The 26325-nt window shown below is 71.6% G+C and carries 26 protein-coding genes; 15 read left to right on the forward strand and 11 right to left on the reverse strand.

The genetic code is table 11. The annotated features are described in order from the left end of the window. Nucleotides 1–266 precede the first annotated feature (266 nt). The 6 genes from WME95_RS24570 to WME95_RS24595 all read left to right on the forward strand — a co-directional run bounded on the left by WME95_RS24570 (nt 267) and on the right by WME95_RS24595 (nt 7626). Nucleotides 267–1331: an ABC transporter ATP-binding protein gene (locus WME95_RS24570; RefSeq protein ID WP_437910836.1), complete on the forward strand. Its 1065-nt coding sequence runs from the start codon at nt 267–269 to the stop codon at nt 1329–1331. Continuing rightward, nucleotides 1328–2053, forward strand: a complete 726-nt coding sequence (locus WME95_RS24575; protein WP_012237054.1) for an ABC transporter permease — start codon at nt 1328–1330, stop codon at nt 2051–2053. The genes WME95_RS24570 and WME95_RS24575 overlap by 4 nt, the downstream gene beginning before the upstream one ends. Beyond that, the gene (locus WME95_RS24580; protein ID WP_437910837.1) at nt 2050–4044 is read left to right on the forward strand and encodes a Gldg family protein; all 1995 of its coding nucleotides are present in this window, start codon (nt 2050–2052) and stop codon (nt 4042–4044) included. The genes WME95_RS24575 and WME95_RS24580 overlap by 4 nt, the downstream gene beginning before the upstream one ends. After that, nucleotides 4041–5084 (forward strand): DUF4340 domain-containing protein, encoded by a 1044-nt coding sequence (locus WME95_RS24585; RefSeq protein ID WP_437910838.1) that lies wholly within the window; start codon nt 4041–4043, stop codon nt 5082–5084. The genes WME95_RS24580 and WME95_RS24585 overlap by 4 nt, the downstream gene beginning before the upstream one ends. A gap of 261 nt (nt 5085–5345) precedes the next feature. Beyond that, on the forward strand, nt 5346–5885 hold the full coding sequence (locus WME95_RS24590; protein ID WP_437555116.1) for a hypothetical protein: 540 nt from the start codon (nt 5346–5348) through the stop codon (nt 5883–5885). Nucleotides 5886–5889: 4 nt separating this feature from the next. Further along, entirely contained in the window at nt 5890–7626 is a 1737-nt protein-coding gene (locus tag WME95_RS24595; protein WP_437910839.1) for a serine/threonine protein kinase, read from the forward strand. 15 nt (nt 7627–7641) lie between these two features. On the opposite strand, the gene xerD is transcribed toward WME95_RS24595, so the two are convergent. Next, a complete protein-coding gene (xerD, locus tag WME95_RS24600; protein ID WP_437910840.1) occupies nt 7642–8532 on the reverse strand; it encodes a site-specific tyrosine recombinase XerD in 891 nt (296 codons plus the stop codon). A gap of 158 nt (nt 8533–8690) precedes the next feature. Between xerD and WME95_RS24605 the strand changes: the two genes are divergently transcribed. The 3 genes from WME95_RS24605 to rpmB all read left to right on the forward strand — a co-directional run bounded on the left by WME95_RS24605 (nt 8691) and on the right by rpmB (nt 11188). Continuing rightward, nucleotides 8691–9554: an N-formylglutamate amidohydrolase gene (locus tag WME95_RS24605; protein WP_437910841.1), complete on the forward strand. Its 864-nt coding sequence runs from the start codon at nt 8691–8693 to the stop codon at nt 9552–9554. Between the two features lie 13 nt (nt 9555–9567). Then, the gene (locus tag WME95_RS24610; RefSeq protein ID WP_437910842.1) at nt 9568–10650 is read left to right on the forward strand and encodes a hypothetical protein; all 1083 of its coding nucleotides are present in this window, start codon (nt 9568–9570) and stop codon (nt 10648–10650) included. Between the two features lie 313 nt (nt 10651–10963). Continuing rightward, nucleotides 10964–11188 carry a 50S ribosomal protein L28 gene (rpmB, locus tag WME95_RS24615; protein WP_012237062.1) on the forward strand — a complete coding sequence of 75 codons (225 nt, stop codon included), beginning with the start codon at nt 10964–10966 and terminating at the stop codon, nt 11186–11188. Between the two features lie 322 nt (nt 11189–11510). Here rpmB and WME95_RS24620 read toward each other — a convergent pair whose 3' ends face one another. From WME95_RS24620 to WME95_RS24665, 10 genes are all read right to left on the reverse strand, one after another. Next, the gene (locus WME95_RS24620) at nt 11511–12560 is read right to left on the reverse strand and encodes a hypothetical protein (RefSeq protein WP_437555121.1); all 1050 of its coding nucleotides are present in this window, start codon (nt 12558–12560) and stop codon (nt 11511–11513) included. After that, nucleotides 12557–13282, reverse strand: coding sequence for a DUF72 domain-containing protein (locus WME95_RS24625; RefSeq protein WP_437910843.1), 726 nt, complete (start codon nt 13280–13282; stop codon nt 12557–12559). The genes WME95_RS24620 and WME95_RS24625 overlap by 4 nt, the downstream gene beginning before the upstream one ends. 89 nt (nt 13283–13371) lie before the next feature. Then, complete coding sequence (locus WME95_RS24630; RefSeq protein WP_437555122.1) at nt 13372–14319, reverse strand: lysophospholipid acyltransferase family protein; 948 nt, start codon at nt 14317–14319, stop codon at nt 13372–13374. A gap of 72 nt (nt 14320–14391) precedes the next feature. Continuing rightward, nucleotides 14392–15573: a tRNA epoxyqueuosine(34) reductase QueG gene (queG, locus tag WME95_RS24635; protein WP_437910844.1), complete on the reverse strand. Its 1182-nt coding sequence runs from the start codon at nt 15571–15573 to the stop codon at nt 14392–14394. Between the two features lie 71 nt (nt 15574–15644). After that, nucleotides 15645–16220, reverse strand: a complete 576-nt coding sequence (locus WME95_RS24640) for an RNA methyltransferase (RefSeq protein ID WP_437910845.1) — start codon at nt 16218–16220, stop codon at nt 15645–15647. Then, nucleotides 16217–17011, reverse strand: coding sequence for a tRNA (guanosine(37)-N1)-methyltransferase TrmD (gene trmD, locus WME95_RS24645; RefSeq protein WP_437910846.1), 795 nt, complete (start codon nt 17009–17011; stop codon nt 16217–16219). Before trmD ends, WME95_RS24640 begins: the two co-directional genes overlap by 4 nt. 40 nt (nt 17012–17051) lie before the next feature. Beyond that, the gene (gene rimM, locus WME95_RS24650) at nt 17052–17564 is read right to left on the reverse strand and encodes a ribosome maturation factor RimM (RefSeq protein WP_437910847.1); all 513 of its coding nucleotides are present in this window, start codon (nt 17562–17564) and stop codon (nt 17052–17054) included. A 12-nt stretch (nt 17565–17576) separates the two neighbouring features. Beyond that, nucleotides 17577–17828: a KH domain-containing protein gene (locus WME95_RS24655; RefSeq protein WP_012237070.1), complete on the reverse strand. Its 252-nt coding sequence runs from the start codon at nt 17826–17828 to the stop codon at nt 17577–17579. Nucleotide 17829: 1 nt separating this feature from the next. Then, entirely contained in the window at nt 17830–18096 is a 267-nt protein-coding gene (gene rpsP, locus WME95_RS24660) for a 30S ribosomal protein S16 (RefSeq protein WP_012237071.1), read from the reverse strand. A gap of 413 nt (nt 18097–18509) precedes the next feature. Then, nucleotides 18510–18692: a hypothetical protein gene (locus WME95_RS24665; protein ID WP_157906850.1), complete on the reverse strand. Its 183-nt coding sequence runs from the start codon at nt 18690–18692 to the stop codon at nt 18510–18512. Nucleotides 18693–18974: 282 nt separating this feature from the next. On the opposite strand from WME95_RS24665, the gene WME95_RS24670 reads away from it, so the two are divergent. From WME95_RS24670 to atpC, 6 genes are all read left to right on the forward strand, one after another. Beyond that, the gene (locus tag WME95_RS24670) at nt 18975–20411 is read left to right on the forward strand and encodes a DUF4350 domain-containing protein (RefSeq protein ID WP_437910848.1); all 1437 of its coding nucleotides are present in this window, start codon (nt 18975–18977) and stop codon (nt 20409–20411) included. Next, entirely contained in the window at nt 20408–21385 is a 978-nt protein-coding gene (locus WME95_RS24675) for an AAA family ATPase (RefSeq protein ID WP_437910849.1), read from the forward strand. Before WME95_RS24670 ends, WME95_RS24675 begins: the two co-directional genes overlap by 4 nt. Nucleotides 21386–21391: 6 nt before the next feature. Continuing rightward, on the forward strand, nt 21392–23062 hold the full coding sequence (locus WME95_RS24680) for a DUF58 domain-containing protein (protein ID WP_437555129.1): 1671 nt from the start codon (nt 21392–21394) through the stop codon (nt 23060–23062). Nucleotides 23063–23071: 9 nt separating this feature from the next. Continuing rightward, nucleotides 23072–23902, forward strand: coding sequence for a 16S rRNA (adenine(1518)-N(6)/adenine(1519)-N(6))-dimethyltransferase RsmA (gene rsmA, locus WME95_RS24685; RefSeq protein WP_437555130.1), 831 nt, complete (start codon nt 23072–23074; stop codon nt 23900–23902). A gap of 242 nt (nt 23903–24144) precedes the next feature. Then, a complete protein-coding gene (gene atpD / locus WME95_RS24690; RefSeq protein ID WP_012237076.1) occupies nt 24145–25569 on the forward strand; it encodes a F0F1 ATP synthase subunit beta in 1425 nt (474 codons plus the stop codon). A gap of 7 nt (nt 25570–25576) precedes the next feature. Further along, nucleotides 25577–26134: an ATP synthase F1 subunit epsilon gene (gene atpC / locus WME95_RS24695; RefSeq protein WP_012237077.1), complete on the forward strand. Its 558-nt coding sequence runs from the start codon at nt 25577–25579 to the stop codon at nt 26132–26134. The last annotated feature ends 191 nt before the right edge of the window (nt 26135–26325 follow it).

Consider the following 26325-nt stretch of genomic DNA (forward strand, 5'->3'; position numbering starts at 1 on the left):
CGCTGCCGGATCACCGACCCCGCCGCGCTGCAGGCTGAGATCCATCACGTCCTGGTCGCTTCGCTCACCGCTTTACCGCGTGTCCCGCTCGATTCGTCTGGAGGGAGAGAGACCCCCGCCGGAGCAAGCCCCCGCGCGCGCCGCGTCGGGAATGATTTCCGCCTCCCGCTGTTGTAAGGGGCCGCTGGCGCCTGGGCCGCCGCGCTCTGCGGCGTCCGAATCGCCGGCGCGGAGAGCTTCTTCCCTTCGCGGAGGGGTGCACGGCCGTGATCGAAATCAGCGACCTATACAAGTACTACGGCGACCGGAAGGCCATCGGGCCCCTGTCGTTCTCGATCGAGGCGGGAGAGATCGTCGGTCTGCTCGGCCTGAACGGCGCGGGCAAGACGACGACGCTCAGGATCCTCGCCTGCGATCTGCTCCCGTCCGCGGGCCGTGTGCTCGTGGACGGACTGGATGTCGTCGACCACCCCCACGAGGTGCGGTCCCGCATCGGATACCTCCCCGACAGGCCGCCGCTCTACGACGAGATGAGCGTGCGCGCCTTCCTCCACTTCGCCGCGCGCCTGCGCGGCGTCGACGCCGGCGCGGCCGACGCGCGGGTGGCCGAGGCGCTCGCGGTGACGCAGCTCGACGACGTGGCCGCGGATCCCATCAGCTCGCTGTCCCACGGCTTCAAGCAGCGCGTCGGCATCGCGCAGGCGATCGTGCACAAGCCGCGGCTGCTCGTCCTGGACGAGCCGATCAGCGGGCTGGATCCCGTGCAGATCGTCGAGATGCGCGCCCTGCTCCGGAGCCTGCGCGGCAAGCACACCATCGTGCTCTCCAGCCACATCCTCTCCGAGATCAGCGAGACGTGCGATCGCATCCTCGTGATCCGGGACGGCGAGATCGGCGCGCAGGGGACCGAGCAGGAGCTCTCGGCCAAGCTGCTCCACGGCGTCCGGGTCGAGCTCACGGTGCGCGGCCCCGAGGGCGCGGACCGCGGCGAGGCGGCGCGCGCGCTCGAACTCGCGCGCGCGGTGGAGGGCGTCACGTCCGTCGAGCAGCTCACCACGACCGAGCCGGGGGGCGACGTCGTGAGCTTCGCGGTCGAGGCCGACCGCGACGTGCGCGCGGCGCTGTGCGCCGAGCTCGTGCAGGCGGGCATCGGCATCCTCGAGGTGAAGCGGAGCGAGCGCGAGCTCGAGTCGGTGTTCCTGCGGCTCGCCTCGCGTGGGGCGCCCGGGGCGAAGGACAGGTCCGCCGCGGCCGGCAGGGCGAGGGCCGGCGGCGACGCAAGGAAGGCCCCTGCGGAGGAGCAGGCGGAGGAAGGCGAGGGCGAGACATGAGAGGGACATTGCTCGTCGCGCGGCGGGAGCTGTCCGCGTACCTGAGATCACCGCTCGGGTACGTCGTCGCTGCCGCTGCGCTGCTCATCGACGGCATCTACTTCCAGGTCGCGGCGCTCGGCTCGGGCGCGCGGCTGTCGGCGGAGGTGCTGCTCAAGTTCTTCGACGGCACGGCGTTCATCACGATGGTCGCGGCGCTCATCCTCTCGATGCGGCTCATCGCCGGCGAGCGCGAGAGCGGGACGCTCATCCTGCTCAAGACCGCGCCCGTGCGCGACGGCGAGATCATCGTCGGCAAGTTCCTCGCCGCGCTCGCGCTGGTCTCGTTGATGACGGCGATCACGATCTACATGCCGCTGCTCATCTTCGTGAACGGCAAGGTGTCCGTCGGGCACATCCTTGTCGGCTACTCCGGGGTGCTGCTGCTCGGCGCCGCGTCGCTCGCGATCGGGCTCTTCGCCTCGACGCTCGCGGCGAGCCAGGTCATCGCGGTCATCCTCGGGGCGGCGATCATCGGGACGCTCGGCTTCCTGTTCCTCGTCGCCCGCGTGACGGAGCCGCCGCTCAACGACTTCGTGAGCGCGCTGAACCTCTACCCGCTCAACCAGAAGCCGTTCCTGAACGGCGTGCTCCGGCTGGAGAACGTCGTGTACTACGTCGCGGTCGCGTACTTCTTCCTGCTCGCCGCGACCCACACCCTGAAGGCGCGGAGGTGGCGGTGAAGGACAAGCAAGCTCAGGCCGACGAGGCCGAGATCCGCGGCGAGGGAGCGGGCTCCGCGTCCCTGCCGGACGCAGGGCGAGAGGCCCCGCAGGCCGGCGAGCCGGCGCCCGCCGCGCCGCTCGCGCCGCCCGCGCCGCCCGCGCTCCGCGCCGGGGGCTGGATGGTCCCGGCGTACGCGGGCGCGCTCCTCGCCCTCTTCCTCGGCGAGCGCGTGGTGCCCACGATCGAGTGGCTCCGCTATGCCCTGTCGGGGCTCGGGTTCTTGACCCTGGTCCTCGTCACCGCGCTGCGCTTCGCGACCGCGGTGCGCGAGTCGGACGAGCGCCGCGCGGTCGAGCGCGCGCTCGCGATCCTGTCGGCGCTCGGCGTCGTCGCGGTGGCGGCCTACTTCACCACGACCGACGCGGGGCAGGCCATGGTCGGCGTCTCGCGCGCCGCGCCCGAGCTGCGCGGGCGCATCGACGCGGCCACGACGGTCGCCTGGGTCGCGCTGCTCGTCATGGCGACGGTGCCGCTGTTCTTCGGCGAGGCGGCGCTCGCGCCGATGCGGCGCGCCGAGCGCATCGAGGGCCGGCGGGTGCGCGCCGCGACGCTCTCGGGCCTGACGCTCGGGTTCGCCGCGGTCTACTCCGCGCTCTTCGTGTTCGCCGCGAGCAAGCTCGATCTCAAGGCGGACTTCTCGTACTACCGCACCGCCCGCCCGGGCGAGTCCACGAAGCGCGTCGCCGAGAGCCTGACCGCGCCGCTCAAGATCACGGCCTTCTACCCGCAGCAGAACGAGGTCGGCGCCGAGGTGGAGGGCTACCTGCGCGAGGTGAAGGCGGCGTCGCCGCAGATCACCGTGGAGGTGCAGGATCGCCTGCTCGTCCCCGCGCTCGCCAAGGAGGCGAAGGTCACGCAAGACGGCGTCATCGTGCTCTCGCGCGACGGCTCGCGCGAGACGCTCACCGTCGGCTCCGACATCAAGAGCGCGGGCGCCAAGCTGAAGAGCCTCGACGCCGACTTCCAGAAGGTGCTGCTCAAGGTGATCCGGCCGCAGCGCACCGCCTACCTGACGGTCGGCCACGGCGAGCTGAACGAGTCGGCCAGCTCCCCCGAGGGGCGGACGACCAAGAACCTCCGCAAGCTGCTCGAGTCCCAGAACTACGTCATCAAGGACCTCGGGCTCGCCCAGGGGCTCGGCAGCGAGATCCCGAAGGACGCGAGCGTCGTCATCGTGCTCGGCCCGCAGAAGGCGTTCCTCCCGGAGGAGGTCGCGGCGCTCAAGCGGCACGCCGATGAGGGCGGGCACCTCCTGCTCGCGCTCGATCCGGACGCCAAGGTCGATCTGGATCCGCTCGCCGGCGCCGTGGGGCTCACGTGGAAGCCCGAGGTCCTGGCGAACGATCGGGTGTACGTGCGGCGGCGCTACAACGACTCGGACCAGGGGATGCTGGTCACGACGCGGTACTCCTCGCACGCCTCGGTGTCGACGCTGAGCCGCCACTCGCAGCAGGCGCCGACGATCTTCCCGGGCGCGTCGTCGCTCGACAAGCGCGAGGACGGCGGCCTCAAGATCGACTTCGTCGTCCGCTCGCTGGGCGAGACGTTCGCCGACGCGAACGGCAACTTCAAGTTCGACGAAGGCGGCGAGAAGCGCAGCGTCTACAACCTCGCGGCGGCGGTCTCGAAGGAGCTCGCGCCTGGCGGGGACGACAAGGAGAAGAAGGAGCTGCGCGCGTTCGTGGTCGCCGACGCTGACGTGTTCAGCGACGCGGCGTTCAGGAACGAGCCCAACATCGTGCTCGCGCTGGACGCGCTCCGGTGGCTCGGCGGCGAGGAGAGCTACGCCGGGGAGATCACGACGAGCGAGGACGTCCGGATCGAGCACACGAAGGAGAAGGACCAGGTGTGGTTCTGGGCCACGATCCTCGTGGCGCCGGCCATGGTGCTGGGTCTCGGGCTCTTCATCACGCGCCGCGGGCGGCGCGCGAGCGGGAGGCGCGCATGAGGTTGGAACGCAGCTTTTTCGTGCACCTCGGCCTTCTTGTGGTCGCGGCCTTGTCCGCGGTCCTCGTCTGGACGCGCGACGAGAAGGCGGCCGCCCTCTCGGTCGCGGACGTGACCGTCTGGACCGGCCGGGCCGACGATGTCGAGCGCATCGCCTTCGAAGGGAAATCGAAGACGGTCGTCCTCGAGGCGAAGAAGGACAAGGAGGGCCGCTACTTCGTCGGCACGGCGGAGCGCAAGACGACGCCCCCGGCCGAGAAGCCGAAGGACCCGCACAAGCCCGACGACGGGGCGCACGACGACGAGCCGCCCGCGGAGGCTGAGCCGACGGTCAAGACGACGACGTTCGTCTCGGTGGCCGCCGGCAACAAGCTCGCCGAGGCGATCGCGCCGCTGAAGGCGCTGCGCTCGATCGGCCGCATCGCGGACGACCGCGCGGCCGAGTTCGGGCTGGCCGAGCCCGAGGGCACGCTCACCGTCAAGCTGCGCGGCGCCGAGCGAAAGCTGGTCCTTGGCGGCGCGACGCCCGGCGGCGCGGACCGGTACGCGCGCGACGAGGCCACGGGCGAGGTGTACGCCATCAAGGGCGACATCTACCGCGATCTCGACACCGCGGAGTCACGCCTCCTGGAGCGGGATCTGCACGAGTGGAAGGACGTCGATCTCGCCAGGGCGCGCGTCATCGCCGGGGACAAGCGCCGCGAGGTCGTGCGCAGCGGCGACGAGGGCAAGAAGTTCTGGGCCGATCCGGCGAGCCCCGAGCAGAACGACGAGACGGTAGGCAACTGGATGAGCAAGCTCGACCGTCTCCGTCCGACCGAGTACGTGGCCGTTGCCCCGGAGCAGAAGGAGGTCGTGGTGCGGATCGAGTACACAGGCCGCTCTGGCGACATCGGCTTCGCCGAGCTCGTGAAGGGCCCCCCCGGGGCGAGCGGCAAGCCCGACTATTTCCTGGTCACGGAGCGCACCCGCCTCTACGGCAAGGTGCCGGTAGGCGTCGCTGAGCAGGTCGAACAGGACGTCGGCGCCGTCGTCAAGTAGCCCTTGCGCCTCGCGACCGCGCCGGAGTAGCCGCCCGGCGCGGTCGGCGCGGTCAGCCTTCCGCGAGGCGCCGGCCGCGTCCTGCGGCGCAAGCTGTCGCCCCCCAGTCGCTCTTTACTTGCCGTACCGGGTCCGGTCCTGCAACGCTCGGGCGCAATGTTCTTCCGACGATTGCCTACCCTAGCGCTGAGCGCTGCGGCGGCGCTCGCGACGGCGTGCGGTTCGCCGCCTCCACCGCAACCCGTAGCGCCGCCGCCGGCCGTGATTGAGGCGCCTCCGCCTCCGCCTCCCCCTGCTCCGAAGCCCTGCAAGGCGCTCGACGAGCAGTGCCAGGCAGAGGCATCGACCCGGGCGAAGATCGCCCAGAGCTCACTCGTGTTCACGCCCGCGAAGGGTTGGACCTATGCCCAGGCGGAGAGCGCCACGATCGCGCAGGCCGCCGACGAGGGCCCGGCCTTCGCGACGGCGCAGATCGACGCGGGCGAAGGCAAGCAGGCGATCGAGAAGCGCGACGCCGCGCTCGAGGCGCTGGCGCGCGAGATCAACGTGACCTTGCCCAAGAAGAAGGTGAACTGGAAGAAGCCCGACGACATCAAGGACGTCGCCGGGCGGAAGATCGGCCTGTGGCAGAAAGAGGGCGCGACCCGCGGGGCCAGGAAGGGCCCGCTGCTGATCTTCGGCGACGCCGGGAAGGACGGGGAGATCGTGCTGGGGCTCGGCTTCGTCCCCGAGGACGACAACTCCGGCGCCGACGAGACCATCCTGCAATCGATCGAGTCGATCTCGGTCGCGGCGGAGTGATCGCGTGACGGCACCGAACGTCGCGCCGGGCAGCGTCATCGCGGGGAGGTTCTCGGTCCGCTCGCTCCTCGGCTACGGGGGCGCGACGGCCACCTTCCGCGCGGTGACGGCGCAAGCGCGCGACGTCGCCATCAAGCTGTACTCGCCCGTCGTCGGTCAGCGCGCGGACGCGATGCAGCACCTCCAGCGGTACGTGGCCGAGACGAACAGGCTGCCGCCAGAGCTCGCCGCGCACATCCTCGAGGCCGGCTACGACCCGGCGACGGCCGCGCCCTTCACGGTGACGGACATGATCCCGTTTCCGTCGCTCGCCGAGCTCGCGCGTCGCCGGCCGATGGGCTTCGAGGAGGTCGGCTCGATGCTCCGCTCTCTCGCGGCGGTGCTCGACGCTGCCCACGCCCGCGAGGTCCCCCACCACGGCCTCAAGCCGACGAACCTCTTCATCGACCCGAGCGCTCCGGGCAGCGTGAAGCTCACCGACTTCGGGCCGTCCCTCGCGCGGAGCATGGTGCCGACGCAGGAGGGGTACCTCCTCTCCGCGCCGTGGCTAGCGCCCGAGCAGCTTCAGCCGGGCGGCCAGGCGGGACCAGCCGCCGACATCTTCTCCGCGGCGCTGGTCTCTTTCTTCGCGCTCACGGGCCGCTCGTACTGGCGTTCCTGCCAGGGTCAGGTCGACGTCCAGGGCTGGCAGCGCGAGCTCATGGCGCCGCGCCTCGCCGCGTCCGTGCGGGCCGCGGAGCTCGGCGTCCCGCTGAGCCCTGTGCTCGACGGCGCCTTCGCGCGCGCGCTGGCGCACGATCCGCGCGAGCGCTTCCGCTCGGCGAGCGAGCTCGCGGCCATGCTCAGCGGCTTCTCGGCGGCCGCGATCGAGGTGGGCTCGACGCTCGCTCTGTCTCCTTCGGTGAACGAGGCGGTCGCGCCCGCGCCGCCGGCCGTCGCGGTCACCGCGGCGAGCGCGCCCGCGCCCTTGCCGCCCGGCGACGCCACGCAGCTGGTGCCCTCGCCGTTTTCACCCTCGCCGCAGCCGTCGCACGCGCCGTTTTCGCCCTCGCCGCCGCTGGCGCCCTCGCCGCAGCCTTCTGCCGACGCGCCCGCCGGACAGGCGCCGTCGCCTTCGGCCCAGAGCCAGACCGCATCCCGCCGAAGCGGCGTTCCCGCGCTGACGGCGGTCAGCACCGCGCCCCGGTCGCCGTGGGGCAAGGCGGCCTCCCTGATGGTGGGCATCGTTGGTGTGCTGCTCGTCGGGGGCACGGCCGCCGCGTGGTACGTCCTGGACCGCAAGGACAAGGCGCAGCCGAGCCCCAGCGCCTCGACCAGCGCTTCCGCGGCGGCTCCCCCCGCGCCGTCGGCCGAGCCCGCTCCGCCGGAGCCAGCCCACAGCGCGCCGGCCGCCGACGCCGGGACCCCGGCCGCCGAGCCCCCGATCGACGCCGGCGCCTCGACCGACGCCGGCGTGGCGACCGACGCGACGGTGAAGATCTCCTGCAAGCCCGTCGCCTGCGAGGAGATCACCATCGACGGCAAGGTGACGCAGGCCCCGGAGGTCGAGCTCGGGCTCACCCCTGGGGTTCACAAGGTGAGCGTCAAGCGAACCGGCTACTTCCCGCGGAGCCTGAGCGTGGTCGTCAAGGCCGGGACGCCGCTCGTGCAAGAGTTCCAGCTCACCGAGATCCCCCCGGCTCAGCCAGCGGGGCAGCCGGCGAGCAAGCCTTGCGGCAAATTCCTTAAGCGCTGCAAGTAGCCGTCTTGCGCGCGATCACGCGCGAGGGTGCGCCCGACGGTACGCGGCGCGCACGTGGTCGTCGGCGAGGTGCGTGTAGATCTCGGTCGTCACGACGTTCGCATGACCGAGGAGCGCCTGGACGCTCCGGAGATCCGCGCCCCCCTCGAGCAGGTGCGTCGCGAACGAGTGGCGGAGCTTGTGCGGCGAGCTCGGCTTGGCGATGCCCACGGCGCGCGCGTATCCGCCGAGGAGCTTCCACACCGCCTGCCTGGTGAGCGGCCCGCCGCGCGGCGAGAGGAACAGCACCTGGCTCGCCGCGCTGCGCGGGTGCGTCGCGCGCAGCTCCAGGTAGGCGTCGATGGCCGCGAGCGCCGGCTCGCCGAGCGGCACGAGCCGCCGCTTCCCCCCCTTGCCGAGCGCCATCACGATCCCTTTGCGCCGGTCGATGTCCGCGAGCTTGAGGCGCACCACCTCGCTGACGCGCAAGCCGGCCGCGTACATCACGTGGAGCATCGCGCGATCGCGCAGCCCCTTGAACGTCCCTTGCTCGGGCGCCTCGATGAGGAGCGCTATCTCGTCGAACGAGAGCACCTTGGGCAGCCGCCGCCCGACCCTGGGTCGCTCGACCAGCGCGCACGGATCCCGCTCGATGCGGCGCTCGCGGAGCAGGAAGCGGATGAACCCGCGGACCGCGGAGAGGTGGCGCGCCGCCGAGCTGGCGCTGATGCCCGCCTGGCCGAGCGCGACCAGGTAGGTGCCGATCAGCGCCTGGTCGAGCCCGTCGACGGTCGTGACGCCGCTCGCCTCGGCATGGGCGACGAGCTTGGCGAGATCATGGCCGTAGGCCTCGAGCGTCAGGGGCGCCAGAGCCCGCTCGACGCGAAGGTGATCCAGGTAGGCGTCCACCCAGGTCGCAAGGTCCACGGCCAACGGTACGTCGAAAGCGGCGAAGCGCGCCAGAAAGCCGGGCCGGAGCGGATCGACCCAGAACGCCCCGAACGGCAATACGTCTTCCTCCCTTCCGGCGTTTCACCTCCCCGTCCTGGTTCCAGCCGGACGCGGAATGCGTCACAGTGGGCCCCGTGGTGTCAGCCTTCGAGGTCATCGAGCCCCGCGGAGCGGAAAGCCCGGTCCTCGTCGAGGTACCGCACGCGGGCGTCCACGTGGACCCAGAGTCGCTGTCCTGGACCATCGCGCCGGCGCGCAGCATCGGGCGCGACGCGGACCTGTACGTCGACGCGCTCTTCCAGGACGCTCCGGCCGAGGGGGCGACGCTCCTCTTCTCCAGGATGAGCCGGCTGGTCGTCGATCTCAACCGGAGCGAGACCGACTGCGACGGCGACGCGGTCGAGGGCGGCGGCCGGGCGCCCTACCCGCGGGGGCTCATCTGGCGCATGACCACGGACGGCGAGCCCATCCTTGCCGCTCGGCTGCCGCGGCAGGAGGTGGAGCGCCGGCTCGACCGCTTCTATCGCCCCTACCACGGCGCCCTCAGCGCGCTCCTCGCCCGCAAGCGCGAGCGCTTCGGCTTCGCGATCCTCCTCTGCGCGCACTCGATGCCGAGCCAGGGCCGCCGCGGCCACGCGGAGGGCGCGATCGCTCGGGCCGACATCGTCCCCGGCACGCGCGGGCGGACGACCGCCGCGAGCGCGGTGATCGACGTGGTCGATCAGCACGCGCGCGCCTGCGGCTTCTCCGTGCGCCATGATGACCCCTATAAAGGGGGCTTCAGCACCGCACACTACGGCCAACCGCACCGTGCCGTCCACGCCGTGCAAATCGAGATTGCACGCCGGCTGTACATGGACGAGCAATCCCTTGCCATGGATGGGCAAGGATTCCCTGCCGTGCGAGACTTCGGGCGCACCCTGGTCGCGCGGCTCACCTCAGCCGAGCTGCTCGGTCAGCTCCGCAGCAGCCCTCCCTTCGACGCCCGTGAGATCTGATCCAGCTCCATCAATGGAAAAGCCTTTCGGAGAGGCGAGCCGCGACCGCCCGCCAGCGAGCCGTCGCGCGATCGCCGACCGGGAAAAGGCCGCGCCAGCCCAGCCGGAGGGCGCCCCAGCCGGCGACAGCCCGGCCGACCCCGCCCAGGAGGGACCGGCTGCGGCGTCGATCAGCGTCGCGCCGGTCGATCGGCGCCTAGAGTCGAACCCGGCCATCCCGATCGAGGTGGCGCCCCCGAGCACGCGCGAGCACGTCACCAAGCCGCTCCTCGCGTCCGAAGCGCTCATGGAGGACCTGGCGCCGATGCGTCCAGCGCAGGACGCGGCGCGGATCTGGTGTGCTGCGGTGGGCGCCGGCTTCCTTCTGCTCGGCGGCCTGTCGCTCGCTGGGCTCCGCCCGGACGGCGTTGTCGCGGGGCCGCCAGCGTTCGTCCTGGGCATCGTCGCGCTGTTCACCGCGCTCACGTCGGTGAGCTACCGGCAGCGCGCCGTCGCCATGGTGGTGCTCGGGGCGATCGCGACCGTCCTCGGCCTCCAGAGCTCGGGGACCGCAGTTGGCTGGGGAACCGCCCGGGCCATCGCGGCGATAGCGCTCCCGGCGGCGCTCGTCTTCCGGTCTCGCTACAGGGCCTACAGCGGCGCGCGGTGGCTGCTCGTCGCCGCCTTCCTCGTCACGCTCCCATCCTTCGGGCATGCGATCGGACAGCTGGCTCTGCACGACCCGCACCTGGGCCATCTCGGCGCCTTGCTGGTGATCCTGGCGGTCCTATCCAGCCTTACCGGTTTCATGGGTGCGGAGACGACGGGCGCCGGGTCGATCCTTGCGGTCGCTGTGGTGCTTGCCTTCACGGCCGACCTGGTCGTTGGCAGGCTCGCGCATCTCGACACCTTCTCGCCCCGGGACATCGTCATCGTGCTCTCCGCGGGCCTTGCGTTCGCGGCGACGTCCGCCATCACGAGCCTCGGCCTCTTCCAGATCCTGGCCTGGCGCCTGGCAGCCGACGCCCGGCGTATCGATCTGCACTCCCGCCGCCCCGAGAACGAGAAGGACGGGCGGGATCGGCGTCCGCCCTCGGGCGGCGAGTGGCTGACCTAGGCCGCGCGTCAGCAGGCGCGTAAGGCGTCGGGGATACCGAGGGGAAGGGCTCGTCCGGGCCGGCTTGCGACCCGCGCTTCCCCATCCCGTTCTGCGTCCGGCCGGCGTCAGCGCGCGCTCAACCCCTCCGACAGAGATTTCCAGCCAGCGGCCGCGATGAACCCCCCGGAGGACGCTTGACATGTCCCCCGGCTTCCTTCACTTTCCCGCGCTCCCGAGCCCCCCTGCTCCCCCGCGCAGGGCGTGCGCCCGGCCAGCTGGTTCGATTTACGGTCGGGGCACCGACGCAGGGCCCCTTCCAACCGAGGACGTCATGGCGAAGAGCGACATCACTGGGAAGCGGAAGCTTCTGGCGCAGAATGTCTCCCACTCCAACATCAAGACGAAGCGCTGGCAGCTCGTGAACATCCAGACCCGGCGCGTCTGGGTCCCCGAGCTCAACCGCTTCGTGAAGCTCAACCTCACGACGCGCGACATCCGCACGATCGACAAGATCGGCGTTGTCGCCTACGCGAAGCGCTACGGCGTCGCGCTCTAGGCCCAGCGTCAGCGCGCCGGCCGGCCTGAATGTCGGCCGCCGCTTCGCGGCTGGATGCGCGCCGCGCTCTGTTCTCCCCCTCTCGGGGTTCACCTCCATCCATCTCCGGCCCTGGAAGTGCCGCGTGCGTGACGGCACGCGGCGCATGCAGCCAGTGCGAGCTGGCAGGCGTCGGCCGCAGCGCACGTTGCGCAGCGGCTCGCTGTACCTCCCTGCCGCCTCGGCGCGCCTCCACGGCGCCCTCGATGGCCCGCGTCGCGTCGGCTGACGGAAGCCGCATGGCCGGCCGATCTCCGCTTCGGCCGACCGACGCCCGCTGCGCTCACCCCTCCGCTGGCTGCGTCCCTGCCCCCGCCATGAAGCCGGCTGCGAGGTTGGCCGTGCGCGCGTCGCGCTCGTCGCGCAGGACGGCGATGGCGGCGCTGGCGCCCTGCTGCGTGCGGACATCATGAAGGGCAGCTTCGAGCGCGTTGCCGCCGAGGAGCGCGGTGAGGACGCTCACCTCGATCGTGGGCTTGCCTGCGAGCGCGATCGCAGCCCCGAAGGCGCCGCGCTGGAGGATCCCGATCGGAGCGGCCGCGGGCAGGGGCGTGCCGGGGGCGAGGCGCGTGATCCCGCGGCGCACCGGGACGGCGTCGCGGCCGAGCACGATCTCGAGCTCGGGGACGGTGATGCCATCGTCGGTGCGCGTGTAGGCGAGCGCTGCGACCGTGCCCCAGCCGTCGCAGGCGACGATGGCGTCCGTGGGTCGCGCCACATCCCCTACCGGCCACGGCGCCTGGAGCGCGGTCGCCCCCTCCGCGATCGTGGTCGACGCGGCTTCCACCTCGGCGGGCACCGCTTCGGCGATGTCTTCGGCGGTCAGCGTCCCCCCTGCGACCGCCCCGCCGACGGCCAGCAGCGCCCGCTCCACATCGCGCGCCCGGAGCGCCACCGCGCCGAGCGAGCCGACCTCGCGGAGCAGCGCGGCGCGCCCGGTCGCACCGGCGCGCTCCGCCGCGACCACACCGGAGCGAACCAGCTCACGGAGCCGCGCCCGTCCGAGATAGCCATGCAGCAGGACCAGCATGCCGAGCGAGCGCGGAACAGCGACGTGCGCGGCCTCCGGGACGCTCTGCCCATCGACGAACCCGCGCGGCCGCGGCGCGCCGCGCCCAGGCTGGATCGCCCGTCCATCGAACGCCCTCGCGCCGACGCCGACGCCGGCCGCCAGCGCGACGGCGGGCGCGAGCAGCACGTCGGGCTGCGCGCCAGCTGCAGCGAAGAAGCCGGCGACGATCGCGTCGATCGCGCTGCCGGAGGACTCGAGCGCGGCCCGCGCGGCCGAAGCCGCAAAAGCGTCGCTCGCGGTGGCTGCCGCGCCGCGGATCACTGCTCCTCGTCCTCGGCGACGAGGGTGCTGGGCATGGGCATGGTCGGCCTTACCACAGCCGACGCCGTCGAGCGATCGGGCGTGCGCGCGAGCGCCGCCGCGAGCAGCGCCTTGATCTGCGGCGCGCGGTCTCCCTCGACGACCAGGAACACCTCACGCCGTCCGCGCAGGCGCTCGGCGACCCGCTCGAGCGCGGCCGCTCCCATCGACGAGGACCGCCCGAGCGCGCGCAGCCGTGTATAGACGATCGGCCCGGGCGGCGGCGCGTCGCGCGCCACGTCGAGCACCGGGATGACCTTCGCGGCGCGCGCGGTCGCGACGATGTCGTCGCGCTCCCAGATGCCGGAGGGCTCCCAGCAGCGCACGACCCCTTCGGCGGGCAGGCGCTCGAAGAGCGCCGCGAGCTTCTTGCGGTTGCTCGCCGTCGGCCGGAGCGACGCCGGCGTCTGGAGCAGGACGCACCGCGCCTCCAGCACGGCCGCCACCTCGAGCGAGGCCGAGAGCGCCTCGTCGAGGTCGCGCCCGCCGGCGAGCTCGCCGACAACGCGCGGCAGCACCACGCTGAAGACGAAGCCCGGCGGCACCGCCTTGCGCCACTTGCGCAGCGTCGTCGCGCGAGGCAGCGACGTATCGAGCGGGCGGAGCTCGACCAGATCGAAGCGATCTTTGTACTTCTGGATATCGCCCTTGAGCGAGGGCAGTCCGACGAGGAGGCGGGCCATCAGCGCGGACTCTTAACCCAGCTTGCGCGCCGATGCAGCGCGTGCCCGACGGCGGCGCGATTTCTCATTTGAGGAGCAAAATCCTTGATTTATTCGAAGTGGAACCACTGCGTCGGGTTGTCCCGGAGGAAACGCTCCATCTCCGCCGTGATTTGCCGCGCTGCCACGTCGAGCTCGGACGATCCTGGCTTGCGGGGGAGCGAGATGGGCGGCGCGATGCAGATCTCGTACTCCATGAAGCCGGTCCGCCGCGTGAACACAGGGACGATCGGCGCGCCGCTGACCGCCGCCAGCTGAAGCGGGCCCTCCGGGACGCGCCAGGGTCGCCCGAAGAGCTCGACGTCGCGCCCGCGCATCCCGGACGGAAGGCGATCGATCTGGATGGCCACGACGCCCTGCCGCCTGAGGTGCGCCAGCAGCGGGAGCACCGCGAGCGGATCGTCGGCAACGTGCTGCATCCGTACGCCGACCCGATCTCGCGTGCCGTCCTGGATGGCCTGCGCTCGCTCGTCGCGCTCGCGCTGCATCACGATGAGCACGTCGGCCGCGTGCACCGATCGCAGCAGCGGCGCGGCGGCCTGCCAGCCGCCGGTATGCGCCGTGACGACGATCACGCCGAGGCCCCGCCGGAACGCGTTCGTGAAGTGCTCGTCGTTCACGCACAGGCCGGTGAGCCGATCGGGCCGGCTGCTGCCCGCGATGAACGCGTCCGTGAGACAGCTGGCGAAGTTGATGAACACCCGGGCGACGTCGCGGTACTCGTCGAGCGTCCCCCGCTCGCCCAGCGCCAGCTGCAGGTTCCGGCGCACGGCCCTCCGCTGCTCCGGCAACACCGCCCCGACGACGAGCCCGAACAACGCAGGGCTGTGCCGGACGAGGAGGTCCGGGCCGTAGGTCACCCCAGCGTCGACCGCCCGCCGCCAGAGGACGGAATCGTGCCGGCGTAGATCGTCGAGGAGCGCTCGGAGCCTGGAGGGGAGATCCACGTTGGTGCTCGTGCGCGCGGCGCCTTGCCGGCGCACACCGTAGCGGATCATCGGGCCCCCGCGAAGAGCGCCCGAGCACCGCCGCGCTCCCGCGCTGCGTTCGATCGCGGCGGGCGGCGCGCCTCAACCTGCACCGGGATCCTCGTTCGGCCCGTCAGGCCTCGGCGCGCCCGGGCTCGCCGGCTCGCCGCCCGCTGCGTGGCTCATCCCCCACGCCGCGACGGCGCGCACCGAGGCGTCGTCATGGGCGAGCGCCGCGACGAGCGCGCGCTTCGCGCTCGCTGCCGCCGCGCCCTCTGCGCCGCTCGCCAGCCGGTTCGCAGCGACGATCGTCGCGTTTCGGGCGAGCCCGCCGCGTCGCGCGCGCCGGACCGGCGTCCCGACGGTCAGCGCGTCGAACGCTTGCTCGTCGAGCGCCACGAGGTCGTCGACGTCCCGCGCTTCCCATCGGGCTAGAGGATGGAACGGCGCGGTGCGCTCGAGGGCCGGGGGCGCGGTCCTGTTGAAGGGGCAGACCTCCTGGCAGACGTCGCAGCCGAAGAGGTGCTCACCCATGCCGGACCGCAGCGCCTCGGCCGGCGCGTTCCTCTGTTCGATCGTCAGGTACGCGATGCAGCGCCGCGGATCGAGCACGAACGGCGCGTCGAACGCCTGGGTCGGGCACGCGTCGAGGCAGCGCGTGCACGATCCGCAGCGCTCCGCGATGGGCACGTCGGCGACGAGATCCAGCGTGGTGACCACCTCGCCGAGCAGCTGGTAGCTCCCCTGCCCCGGCGTGATGATCAGCCCGTTCTTGCCGACGAAACCGATGCCAGAGCGCGCCGCCCAGACGCGTTCCATGACCGGCTCGACATCGCAGAGCGGCCGCGCGAGCACGGATGGCGCGAGCGAGCGGATGAACGCCGCGAGCCGCCGGAGCCGCCGCTTCAGGTGGTTGTGATAGTCCTGCCCGCGCGCGTACCGCGCGACGCTCTGCGCGAGCGGCGGGTCGCGCCGCTCGCTCTCCTTGGGCCGCGCATACCTGCGGCCCACGCACACGACCGAGCGTGCTCCTTCGAGGATCGCGCTGGTGTCCAGCCGGCGCCGCTGCTCCGCGTATTCCGCGAGGTAGCCCATCTCCCCGTGCATGCCGCGCGCGACGAACTCCAGGTACCGTGCGTGCTCGACCCCGAGCGGCTCGTCGGCGCGCGCGACGCCCACGACGTCGAAGCCGAGCGCGAACGCCTGCTCGCGCACCAGCCGGTCGGGCGTCGTTCGCGCCGCGCTCGCCTCCCCGGCGGTACGATCGGCATCGCGCTCGCTCATCGCAGGAGGATGGACCGGAAGGCCTCGCGGCGGTGCTGGCGCCACGCTCGACGACCGCGCGCCACGCGAGATCACCCGGCGTTCCGGTCGCCGAGCAGCCGATCGAGCGTGATCGCGCACGCCGCGCGCACGCTCAGGTGGTTGTAGCCGGTGCTCGCCCCCGCCCTGATCGGCTCGATCCGCACGTCGGCATCGGCGATGACCTCTGGCGCGAGGCCCCAGCCTGTGCCGAACAGGATCACCACCGGGTCGCTCGCTTGCGCGAGGCGCGCGCTGGTCGCTGCGTAGCTCGTCACCGGCAGCCCTCGCGAGGCCGCCGCGGTCGTCCAGACCTCGACGCCGCGCCGACCTGCGCCGCTCAGCGCGGAGTACACGTCGTCCAGGCTGGGGACCACGCTCAGCACATCGAGCGCGACCGCGCGATCCGGGATCCGGCGCTTGCCGGAGCCGAGCACCCAGTGTTCCTTGATCCGCTCTGCCAACGCGCGCTGAGCGGCGACCGGATGAACGACGAAGAGCCGCTCGGCGCCGTACGTGCGCGCGCTCCGCGCCATGTCGTGCAGATCGAGGTTCGTGATCGCCGTGGTCACCGTCTCCCCGGACCGGTCGAGCACGGGGTAGTGAACGAGCGCGAGCGCGAGCCTCATCGCCGCGCCTCGCCGCTCTCGTCCGCGGGCGGCTCTCCCCCCCGCGCCTTGCGCCAGAGGTCGGGCCTGCGCTGGGCCGTCCGCAGCTCGGCCTCCGCTCGTCGCCAGCGCGCGATGGCCGCGTGGTTTCCTTGCTGCAGCACGTCGGGCACCTTGTGCCCACGGAACTCCACGGGACGGGTGTACTGCGGGTACTCCAGGAGCCCTGCCAGCGCGGGGCTGTGCGACTCGTGCTCCGCCGACACAGCGTTCCCGAGCACCCCTGGGAGCAGGCGCACGCACGCATCGATCACCGCCATCGCCGCAACCTCGCCGCCGGTCATCACGAAGTCGCCGAGCGAGATCTCCTCGTCGACGAAAGCGCGCACCCGCTCGTCGAACCCCTCGTAGCGACCGCAAACGAGCGCAACGGCAGGGCGCACCGCGAGCTCGATGGCCTTCTCCTGACGGAAAGGCTGCCCCTGCGGCGTGAGCAGCACCCGGTGCGCGCGCGGCAGAGGCCCCGAGGACGCCGTCGCCTCGGCCCCCGGAGGCGCGCTCGACGCGTCGCCTTCGGCGGCGGCTTCGTCGAGCGCCTCCAGGCAGCGGACGATGCAGTCGACGCGCATCACCATGCCGGAGCCGCCGCCGTAAGGCGTGTCATCCACGCTCCGGTGTCGGCCGAGGCCAAACTCACGCGGGCTGCGCGTCCGCACGGCGAGAGCACCCGACGCGAGCGCGCGCCCGACCATGCCGATCGCCAGGAACCCCTCGAACAGCTCCGGAAACAGGGTGACTACGTCGATGCGCATCGAACTTGCCGAGGACGGCTCCCTTGCGTGGAACGGCGGCTCAGACGAGGCCTTCCAGCGTCGCCAGCTGGACGACCTGCCGCTCCGCGTCCACGCTGCTGACGAAGCTCTCGGTCAGCGGGATCTCGATGGAATCTGCGCCCTGCCTCTCCACGACGAGCACATCGCAGGTCGGGTACGACTGGAGCGACCTCACGTGCCCGAGCAGATCGCCATCGGGCGTCATCACGCGCGCCCCCTCCACGTCGCAGGCGTAGAACTCGCCCTCGGAGAGCGGCGCGAACACGTCCCGAGGGACGCACACCGTCGCTCCGCGCAGGGCCTCGGCCGCGTCCCGATCGTCGATCCCGGCGATCCGCACGAGCAGCGCCTTGTCGACGGGCCGCGTCGCGACGATCTTCGCGTCCCGCGCAGAGCCGTCGGTAAGGCGCAGCCTGATCGGAGGGCGCGTGAGGAGCAGGTCGGACGCCTCGTTGTAGAGGCGCAACCGCAGCTCCCCCTGAACGCCGTGCGGACGGGCGACATCCGCGACGGGAACGTAGCGTCGCTCCACGTCGGGCTCTTCTCAGTCGAGGATGTCGAGGTGCGCGCGGCGCCCCGACTTGCTCGCGGCGGCGCTCAGCAACGTCCTGATCGACTGCGCTGTGCGCCCGTCCTTGCCGATCACCTTGCCGATATCCTCGCGCGCGACCGTCAGCTCGATCCGGGGGAAGCGGTCCCCCGCGACCTCGCGCACGACGACCCGGTCCGGCTGATCGACGAGCGCGCGGGCAACGAGCGCGACGAGATCGACCAGCGGAGACGTCGACGAGGCCATGCTACTTCGCGGCGTCCGCGGGAGCGGCCGCCTGGGCCAGGCCAGGGTGCTTCAGGAGCAGCGCCACCGTGTGCGTCGGCTGGGCGCCGTTCGAGATCCAGTGCCTCACGCGGGGAACATCGAGGCGGATCTCGGTCCTGCGCGGGTCGTACGTGCCCAGCCGCTCGATGAACCTGCCGCCGCGCGGGCTGCGCTGGTCGGCGACGACGATGCGGTAGAAGGGCGTCTTCTTGGTGCCCGCGCGGGCGAGGCGAATATGAACGGCCATCTGTAGAACCTCGATCGATATGGAAGAGCCCGTGCCCACGTTGTGCACGGCCTGCTCTGGAGGCGCCGGAGCGTAGCTCGTTCAGTGCTCGGCGCCAGAAGTGGGGGCGCAACCTATGCGAAGATCCTGCCGAGGGTCAACCCCGCACGAGCAGGGCACGTCCGCGGAGGACAACGTTCGGGCCCCTGCGGCCTGCTCGAAGCCCCTTGCGCTCAGTCGCCAACCGTCGCCAACCGTCATCGCCGGACGAGCCCGGTGCGAGCGCGGAGCCGAGGTCCGCGTGCATGCACGGTCGCCAACTTCGTGGAATTTGCGAGGAAAACGGGGAATGTCTCGGAGGTACGTCGTCCAGGACACATTGCTGGAGCAGCGCTTCCAGGGGGTTCACGGGGGAGCGCGTGCTACACGTGGCGTCAGCCCAGATCGAGGATGATGACGCCCCGGTTGGGATCGTCCTCTTCCGAGTCCGGAAGACGACGAGGTGCGGGGTAGCGTTCGATCGGCAGCTCGAGGCGCGGTCGAATTTCTTCTCTTCTGGACCGATCCTTCTCTTCTTCGCGCTGCCGTATTTGCTCGATGATGAACGGAGGAAGCATCGACTAACCCCTCCACCTCGTAGAGTGCTCGGCTGAATTGGTGGAACGAGGTCTGCGAGAAAGCACCCCGCTCTTAGAAGCGAATCTAGCAATGTGGGATGGCGGGTCAAGGTTATCGGTCGGGCCGACAGTGGTATGTTCGCAGCGCTCATGACGCGGCACGGCGCGTGGTTTGCGCACGCATGCTCCTCAGGATCCGGTCCCGGGTCGGGTTCTGGTTCCAGTTCTGGTTCCGGTTCCCGCTCCGCTTCCGAACTTGTTCGGGAAGATCGGCGTTGGCCGGTGCGCTCGCAGGTCACGTCCTGCTCCTTCCTGGCGGCGCTCGTCGCACTGATGGCGCTGCTCGCGCCCGCCCGAGCAGCAGGCGCCGCCTTCGACGTGAACGACCCGAGCTGGGAGGGTTGCTCGGAGCTTCTCGAGATCGCGCGCGCGGAGCTGGGGGCCGCGAGGGTCCATCCCGTCGCCGTGCTCGACTGGAGCCAGGTCGGCCCCGAGGACGGCATCCTGGTCCTCCACCCGTTGCAAACGCTCGACGCCGACGAGACGACCTCCTTCATGAAGGCCGGCGGGCGGCTCGCCATCATCGACGACTTCGGCCGCGGCGACGACACGCTCCGACGATTCCAGATCGAGCGCATCCCGACGCCAGCCCGGCCGCTCGCCGCGCTCCGGAACCGACCCTCCCTCGCGATCGCGGAGCCGGTCGCCGACACCGTCGGGGGCCACTCCGTCGGCCGGCACCCCGTCGTCAGCCACGTCGAGCGGCTCGTCACGAACCACGCGACCGGCCTCCGGCATCCGAACCTCTCGCCCGTGCTGCGGATCCGCGCTGTCAGCGAGCCGGACGTGATCCTCGCCGTCGCCGGGCAGGTCGGCAAGGGCCGGCTCTTCGCGATGGGCGACCCGTCCGCGCTGATGAACATGATGCTCAGGTACCCGGGCAACCGCGCCTTCGCCTCGGGCCTGACGCGCTACCTGGTCGACGAGGATGGAACTCAGCCGCGCCGAGGGCGGCTCCACATCGTCGCGAACCGGTTCGATGAAGAGAGCTCGTTCGGCGGCGAGACGTCGCTCCGAAAGGACTTCGACGCGCAGCTCAAGGCGCTCGCGAGCGCCGTCGAGGACGCCCGCCGCGACGGGCTTCCGGGCGGCGCCCTCCTCGCGCTCGCGGCGCTCGCCGGCCTCGGCCTCGCCATCTGGACCGCGCGCGCCTCCGCACGGCCGTACCGGAGCCCGCTCCCCCGGTACGCCCGTCCGACGCCGCTCGTCGCGCAGGGAGGCGCAGCTGGGCGCTTCGCCGTCCTCGCCGCCCCCTCTTCCCCGCGGGGCCTCGCGTTCCTCGAGCTGAAGAGCGCCCTGTTCGAGGCGCTGTCCTTGCGGTTCGGCCTGGAGGCGAATCCGGCGCAGGAGACGGTCGCGCGGCTCGTCGCGCGAGAGGGATCTCTTGACGAGCGAGCCCTCTCGGCCTTCAAGGATGTTCTGGGCACCATGTACCGAGTCGAAGCGTCCGTCGTCGCCGGCAAACCGGCGAACGTGTCCAGGCCCGCGCTCTCGCACGCCGCCGACGTCGTGCGACATGTCCTCGCCGCCTGCGGCGCCGACGGCCGGAAGCCACCGCGCGGACGTCACCCCGGCGCCCCCCCCGATCCTGCGACGGCGTCCCCGTCGCCAACAGACGCGAAGCTCGCACCACCCCACTCAGACAAAGGCGCTCGATGAACCAGGTTCAGGCCGTCGCCGTCGACGAAATCTCCGCGGCCAAGGAGCGGATCGAGGCGGTCCGGCGAGAGATCACGCGCGTTTACATCGGTTCGTCACGCGCCCTCGATCTGATGCTCACCGCCCTGCTCGCGCAGGGGCACGTGCTGCTGGAGGGCGTCCCCGGCGTCGCGAAGACCACGCTGGTCAAGGCGTTCGCGGCCGCGCTGGGCGCGACGGTCCGGCGGATCCAGTTCACGCCCGACCTCCTGCCCGCCGACATCACGGGGACCTATGTCCTGTCGCCCAAGGAGGGGACCTTCACGCTGCGCCCCGGTCCGATCTTCGCGAACCTCGTGCTCGCCGACGAGATCAACCGCGCCCCGGCGAAGACCCAGTCGGCCCTCCTCGAGGCCATGCAGGAGCGACAGGTGACGATCGAGGGCGATCGCTTCGAGCTGCCGTCGCCGTTCATGGTGCTCGCGACGCAGAACCCGATCGATCTCGAGGGGACCTACCCGCTGCCCGAGGCGCAGATCGACAGGTTCCTCATCCGCGTGAGCCTCGGCTACCCGCAGCACAAGGACGAGGTGGCGATGCTCCGCGCGCACAACGTCGAGGCGCCGCGGGCGCGGGCGACGCTCTCCGTCCAGGACCTCCTCATGCTGCAGGGCGTCGCGCGAAGGATCCACGTCGAGGACGATCTGTACGAGTACGCGGTGAACCTCACCGCGTTCACGCGCACGCACCCTCGCGTGCTGCTCGGCGCATCGCCCCGGGCCACGCTCGCGCTGGTCCAGGCGGCCAAGGCGGCGGCGGTGATCGGCGGGCGCCCGTTCGTCACGCCGGACGACGTGCGCGGCATGGCACAAGCGACGCTGGCCCATCGCCTGGTGCTGGTGCCCGAGGCCGACGTCGATCCCAAGGCGCGCGACACGATCATCGACGAGGCGGTTCAGCGCGTAGGGTACCGGCGCGCGGCGCGGCCGGCGTAAACCCGCATGCAGCTCTACCCCACGCGCACCGCCGCCCACCTGGCCATCGCCGGCGTCGCGGTCATGGGCGCCGGGCTCATCGCGCGCGAGCCGGCGATCGTCGGCTGGGGCGGGGCGATCCTGGTCGCGATCGCGCTCGCCCGCGGCGTGACGCTGGTGTCGGTGGCGCGCATCCGCGCGGCTGGGTTCGAGATGCTCTGGGGCGGCTCGCGGCGGATCCTCCGTTCCGCGCGCGGAGGCACCGTGGAGATCGAGGCCGAGGTCCGGAACCGCGACACCCTCGCGGCTCGCTACGTCAAGCTGCGCACCATCGCCTCGTCGCAGCTCGACGTGCGCATCGAGCCGAACCGCGGCGAAGTCTCCGCCTCGGGTCGGCTCAAGGTGAAGGTCATCGTGCGAACGCCGCGCGTCGGCCAGCACGGGCTCCACGGGCTCGCGCTCGAGGTGCACGGCGCCCCGGGCCTCTTCGAGGTGCCCCTGACCTTCGCGAACCCGTACGGCATCGAGGTGCTCCCGCGGCCCTTCATGCCGTACCTGACGCAGCCGCGCGGAGGACGCAGTCACCTCCTCGCTGCCTCTGGCAAGCCCGGGCGCATACGCGGCGAAGGAGACGATCTGCGCGAGCTGCGAGAGCACCAGCCGGGGGACCCGTTCCGGAAGATCGCGTGGAAGGCGAGCGCGCGCCGGGGCACACTGCTCGTGCGGGAGTTCGAGCGCGAGGAGCGGGATGTGGTCTGGGTCCTCGTCGACGCGGCCGTGGAGCTCTGGGCGGGCCCGCTCGGCCGCGCTCCGCTCGATCTCATGATCGACGAGGCCGCGGCCATCGCGACGAGGCACCTCGGGCGCGGCGATCGCGTCGGGCTCATCGTGCTGGCCCCCGGCCCGCGCGTGACGATCGCGCCCGATCACGGCCCAGGACATGGTCACAAGATCGCGCAGGCGCTCACCGTCGGGTGCGGCACGTACGACGCGGATCGGAGCGAGCTCGACGAGTCGGACGTCGCGGCGCGCGTCATCGAGCACCTCAGGCCGCTCGACGCGCGCGGGCTCGACGATCTGCGCCGCGGCGACCTCGACCGGCTGGCGGCCCGCGCGGAGTCGATGCGCGCGCGCGCGCCGTTCTCGGCGCCGGCGCCGCTCGGGCGCTCGCAGCGCGAACGGACGCTGCGCCGCTACCTCGCGAGCTACGGCATCGAGTCGCCCGCGCGCGCCGAGCCGGATCGGCGCGATCCCGCCGTGGCGGTCGCCGAGTCGCTCACGCACATCGCGCGCGTCAAGCCGCGCGCGAGCATGGTCTATGTCCTCGCGTCGCCTCCGGCCGACGCACAGCTGGGCCAGCTCTCGGAGGCCGTGCGTCGGCTCTCGCGAAAGGCTGTTCACGTGGTGTGGACGCTCCCGGATCTCGAGCCAGGGCTCGGGCCTCCCTGGGAGGCGCCGCGACCGCAGGAGAGCGACGGCGACGAGGGGCAGAGCGGCCCCACGCCGTCCAACAAGGCGTTCCAGGAGCTCGCGCCGATCGCGGCCGAGGCGGTGCTCATCCGCGCGCGGGTGGCTCAGACCCGCCGCGAAGCCGTGCTCCGCAAGGTCGGCGTGCGCGTGGTGCGGCTGCGCGCGGCGGCCGCGCCGAGCAGAGCCGCAGACGTAGCCCACGACGGGGCGCACCCACCGCAGATCTGAGGACGGGCGATGGCCATCGCAGAGCTCTTGCGCACACGCGGTCTCTCCCCGAAGAAGGGGTTCGGGCAGAATTTCCTCGTCGACGTCGATGCGGCGCGCCGGATCGCCGAGGCGGCCACGACGACGGAGGGCGGCGCGGTGATCGAGATCGGAGCAGGGCTCGGCGCGCTCACGCGGCCGCTCCTCGATCGCGCCACGCACGTCGTCGCGATCGAGCGCGATCGCGACCTCGTCCCGATCTTGCGCGAGCAGCTCGCTGGACCGATCGAGGAAGGCCGCTTGACGCTGCTCGAGGCCGACGCAGCGCAGGTCGACTGGGTCGGCGCGCTCTCCGGCCACGCGCGGCCGCACGCGGTGGCGGGCAACCTCCCGTACCACATCACGGGCCGGCTCCTCGAGCAGGCGACCACCGTCGCGCATCAGATCGATCGCGCGGTCTTCATGGTGCAGCTCGAGGTCGCGGATCGCCTGGTGGCCGCCCCGGGCAGCGCCGACTACGGCGCGCTCTCGGTCTTCGTGCAGGCCGCGTTCGACGTGCGCCGCCTCCTGATCGCGCGCGCCGGCGCGTTCTACCCGAGGCCCGAGGTCGACTCGGCGGTCGTCGTGCTGACGCCGTGGCGCCCGCGGCGCGCCGAGGAGACGGACGCCTTCCGAGCGGCCGTGCGCGCCGCGTTCTCGGCGCGCCGCAAGACGCTCCGGAACGCCTGGAAGAACCTCTATGGCTGGTCCTCCCAGGAGCTCGATCGGCACGCGAAGGACGCCGGCATCTCGCTCGACGCTCGCGGCGAGACGCTCAGCGTGGAGGCGTTTGCGCGGATTGCCGCCTCCAGAGGACGCTGAGCGCCCGCCGCGCGCGGGCGCCCCCTCGCCAGCGCCGGTGAGCGAGCGCGGATGAACGTTGCGCCCCGACGTCGCGTACGGAGCCTAGCGACCGAAAAACACGCCCAATGCCGCGCGTCCGCAGCGACGCGGCTGTCAAAAATCCCGCAGAATTTCTGGCAGACGGCACTAGTCGGACGCGCAGGTCCGTGCTAGTGGGCCCCGCGACTCGTCAAAGCACGTACGAGGAGGGCTCCCGCTCCATGGTTGTTGGAAAGATCACCCAGGTCATCGGACCGGTCGTCGATGTCGATTTCCCGGCTGGCCAGCTGCCCAAGATTTTGAACGCGCTCAAGCTGAGCAACCCGAGCATCTCGGCTGAGCCAGACAACCTCGTGCTCGAGGTCGCCCAGCACCTCGGCGAGTCGTCGGTGCGCACGATCGCGATGGACTCCACCGACGGCCTCGTGCGCGGGATGGAAGTCCGCGACACGGGCAAGCCCATCATGGTGCCGGTCGGCAACGAGTGCCTCGGCCGGATCCTGAACGTCGTCGGTGTGCCGATCGATGAAGCCGGGCCCGTTCACGCCAAGAAGGTGGCGCCGATCCACCGGGAGCCGCCCCCGTTCATCGAGCAGTCGACCAAGGTCGAGGTCTTCGAGACGGGCATCAAGGTCATCGACCTGATCGCCCCCTACCGCAAGGGCGGCAAGATCGGCCTCTTCGGCGGCGCCGGCGTCGGCAAGACGGTGCTCATCCTGGAGCTCATCAACAACGTCGCGAAGGCGCACGGCGGCGTGTCGGTCTTCGCCGGCGTCGGCGAGCGGACGCGCGAGGGCAACGACCTCTTCCTCGAGATGAGCGAGTCGAAGCTCGCCGACGGCAGCCCCGTCATCTCGAAGGCCGCGCTGATCTACGGCCAGATGAACGAGCCCCCGGGCGCTCGCTCCCGCGTCGCGCTCTCGGCGCTCGCCGTGGCCGAGCACTTCCGCGACGAGGAGGGGCAGGACGTCCTCCTGTTCGTGGACAACATCTTCCGGTTCACCCAGGCCGGCTCCGAGGTGAGCGCGCTCCTCGGACGCATCCCGAGCGCCGTCGGTTACCAGCCGACCCTCTCGACGGAGATGGGCGCCTTCCAGGAGCGCATCACGTCGACGACCAAGGGCTCCGTCACCAGCGTCCAGGCGATCTACGTCCCCGCGGACGACCTGACCGACCCCGCGCCGGCCACGGCCTTCGCCCACCTCGATGCGACCACCGTGCTGTCGCGCGCGATCTCGGAGCTCGGCATCTACCCCGCCGTCGATCCGCTCGACTCGAACTCGACGATGCTCGACCCCCAGATCGTCGGTGAGAAGCACTACTCCGTCGCGCGGCGCGTCCAGCAGACGCTGCAGCGCTACAAGGACCTCCAGGACATCATCGCCATCCTCGGCATGGACGAGCTCAGCGAGGACGACAAGCTCGTCGTGGCGCGCGCCCGCAAGATCCAGAAGTTCCTGTCGCAGCCGTTCTTCGTGGCCGCCCAGTTCACCGGGCTCGAGGGCAAGCTCGTGCCGCTCAAGGACACGATCGCGGGCTTCGAGGAGATCCTCGACGGCAAGCTCGACCATGTCGCGGAGCAGGACTTCTACCTGGTGGGCGGCATTGAGGACGTGAAGGCCAAGGCGTCGCAGAGGGCGTCCTGACGCAGCCATGGCCGACACAATCCTCCTCGAGATCGTGACGCCGACCGGCGTCGCGCTGCGCGAGCAGGTCACGGACGTGACCGCGCCGAGCGTCGCCGGCGAGTTCGGTGTGCTCCCGGGTCACCTCCCGCTGCTCGCCGCGCTCCGGACCGGCCTCGTGACCTACCACCAGAACGGTCAGGAGCACCGCCTGGCCGTCCATCACGGCTTCGTCGAGGTCGCCGGCGACACCGCGCTGCTCCTCACCGAGCGCTTCGCGGTGAAGGACGACGTCGACGTCGTGAGGGTACGCCGCCGGCTCAAGGAGGTCGATACCGAGCTCGACCACTGGCAAGGCGACCTGACTGATCCGCGCCGCCGGGCGCTCATCGAAGAGGAGCAGTGGCTCGCCACCGAGCTCGAGCTCATCGGCGATCCGCCCCCTCCGATGGTCCGCGAAGATACGCGCTTCCTGGCCGAGCACGCCGAGGCGCCGCCGGTTGACGAGATGGTCGAGGCTTCCCAGCCCGACGAGAGCCTGACGGACCACAAGAAGCCCGGCTCTCCGTTCCCCGATCCTAAGTGACGTCTCTGGCGGCTACCGCCTTGCACGTGCGGCCGCCGCACAGGACACTTGTCTCCACACAGGCCGCGAGGGACTGGGGGGTCTCCCGCTTCGCGAGCCGCCCGTACCGCCGAGGCGCTGGCGCGGACGCCGCCACGCCGTCTGAGTCCACCCGTGATGATCTGCGGGCCCCGCACGCACGGAGCCCCCAA

The organism is Sorangium sp. So ce327, assembly GCF_051530205.1.
Classification (GTDB): domain Bacteria; phylum Myxococcota_A; class Polyangia; order Polyangiales; family Polyangiaceae; genus Sorangium; species Sorangium cellulosum_B.

What these genes read in the sequence shown, in the direction of transcription:
- atpD (WP_012237076.1), top strand. Translation starts at nt 24,145, where the DNA reads ATGGTTGTTGGAAAGATCACCCAGGTCATCGGACCGGTCGTCGATGTC.
- WME95_RS24575 (WP_012237054.1), top strand. Translation starts at nt 1,328, where the DNA reads ATGAGAGGGACATTGCTCGTCGCGCGGCGGGAGCTGTCCGCGTACCTG.
- WME95_RS24630 (WP_437555122.1), bottom strand. Translation starts at nt 14,319, where the DNA reads ATGATCCGCTACGGTGTGCGCCGGCAAGGCGCCGCGCGCACGAGCACC.
- trmD (WP_437910846.1), bottom strand. Translation starts at nt 17,011, where the DNA reads ATGCGCATCGACGTAGTCACCCTGTTTCCGGAGCTGTTCGAGGGGTTC.
- WME95_RS24680 (WP_437555129.1), top strand. Translation starts at nt 21,392, where the DNA reads ATGCAGCTCTACCCCACGCGCACCGCCGCCCACCTGGCCATCGCCGGC.
- WME95_RS24625 (WP_437910843.1), bottom strand. Translation starts at nt 13,282, where the DNA reads ATGGCCCGCCTCCTCGTCGGACTGCCCTCGCTCAAGGGCGATATCCAG.
- WME95_RS24610 (WP_437910842.1), top strand. Translation starts at nt 9,568, where the DNA reads ATGGAAAAGCCTTTCGGAGAGGCGAGCCGCGACCGCCCGCCAGCGAGC.
- rpmB (WP_012237062.1), top strand. Translation starts at nt 10,964, where the DNA reads ATGGCGAAGAGCGACATCACTGGGAAGCGGAAGCTTCTGGCGCAGAAT.
- WME95_RS24585 (WP_437910838.1), top strand. Translation starts at nt 4,041, where the DNA reads ATGAGGTTGGAACGCAGCTTTTTCGTGCACCTCGGCCTTCTTGTGGTC.
- queG (WP_437910844.1), bottom strand. Translation starts at nt 15,573, where the DNA reads ATGAGCGAGCGCGATGCCGATCGTACCGCCGGGGAGGCGAGCGCGGCG.
- atpC (WP_012237077.1), top strand. Translation starts at nt 25,577, where the DNA reads ATGGCCGACACAATCCTCCTCGAGATCGTGACGCCGACCGGCGTCGCG.
- rpsP (WP_012237071.1), bottom strand. Translation starts at nt 18,096, where the DNA reads ATGGCCGTTCATATTCGCCTCGCCCGCGCGGGCACCAAGAAGACGCCC.
- WME95_RS24675 (WP_437910849.1), top strand. Translation starts at nt 20,408, where the DNA reads ATGAACCAGGTTCAGGCCGTCGCCGTCGACGAAATCTCCGCGGCCAAG.
- WME95_RS24655 (WP_012237070.1), bottom strand. Translation starts at nt 17,828, where the DNA reads ATGGCCTCGTCGACGTCTCCGCTGGTCGATCTCGTCGCGCTCGTTGCC.
- WME95_RS24665 (WP_157906850.1), bottom strand. Translation starts at nt 18,692, where the DNA reads ATGCTTCCTCCGTTCATCATCGAGCAAATACGGCAGCGCGAAGAAGAG.
- WME95_RS24640 (WP_437910845.1), bottom strand. Translation starts at nt 16,220, where the DNA reads ATGAGGCTCGCGCTCGCGCTCGTTCACTACCCCGTGCTCGACCGGTCC.
- rsmA (WP_437555130.1), top strand. Translation starts at nt 23,072, where the DNA reads ATGGCCATCGCAGAGCTCTTGCGCACACGCGGTCTCTCCCCGAAGAAG.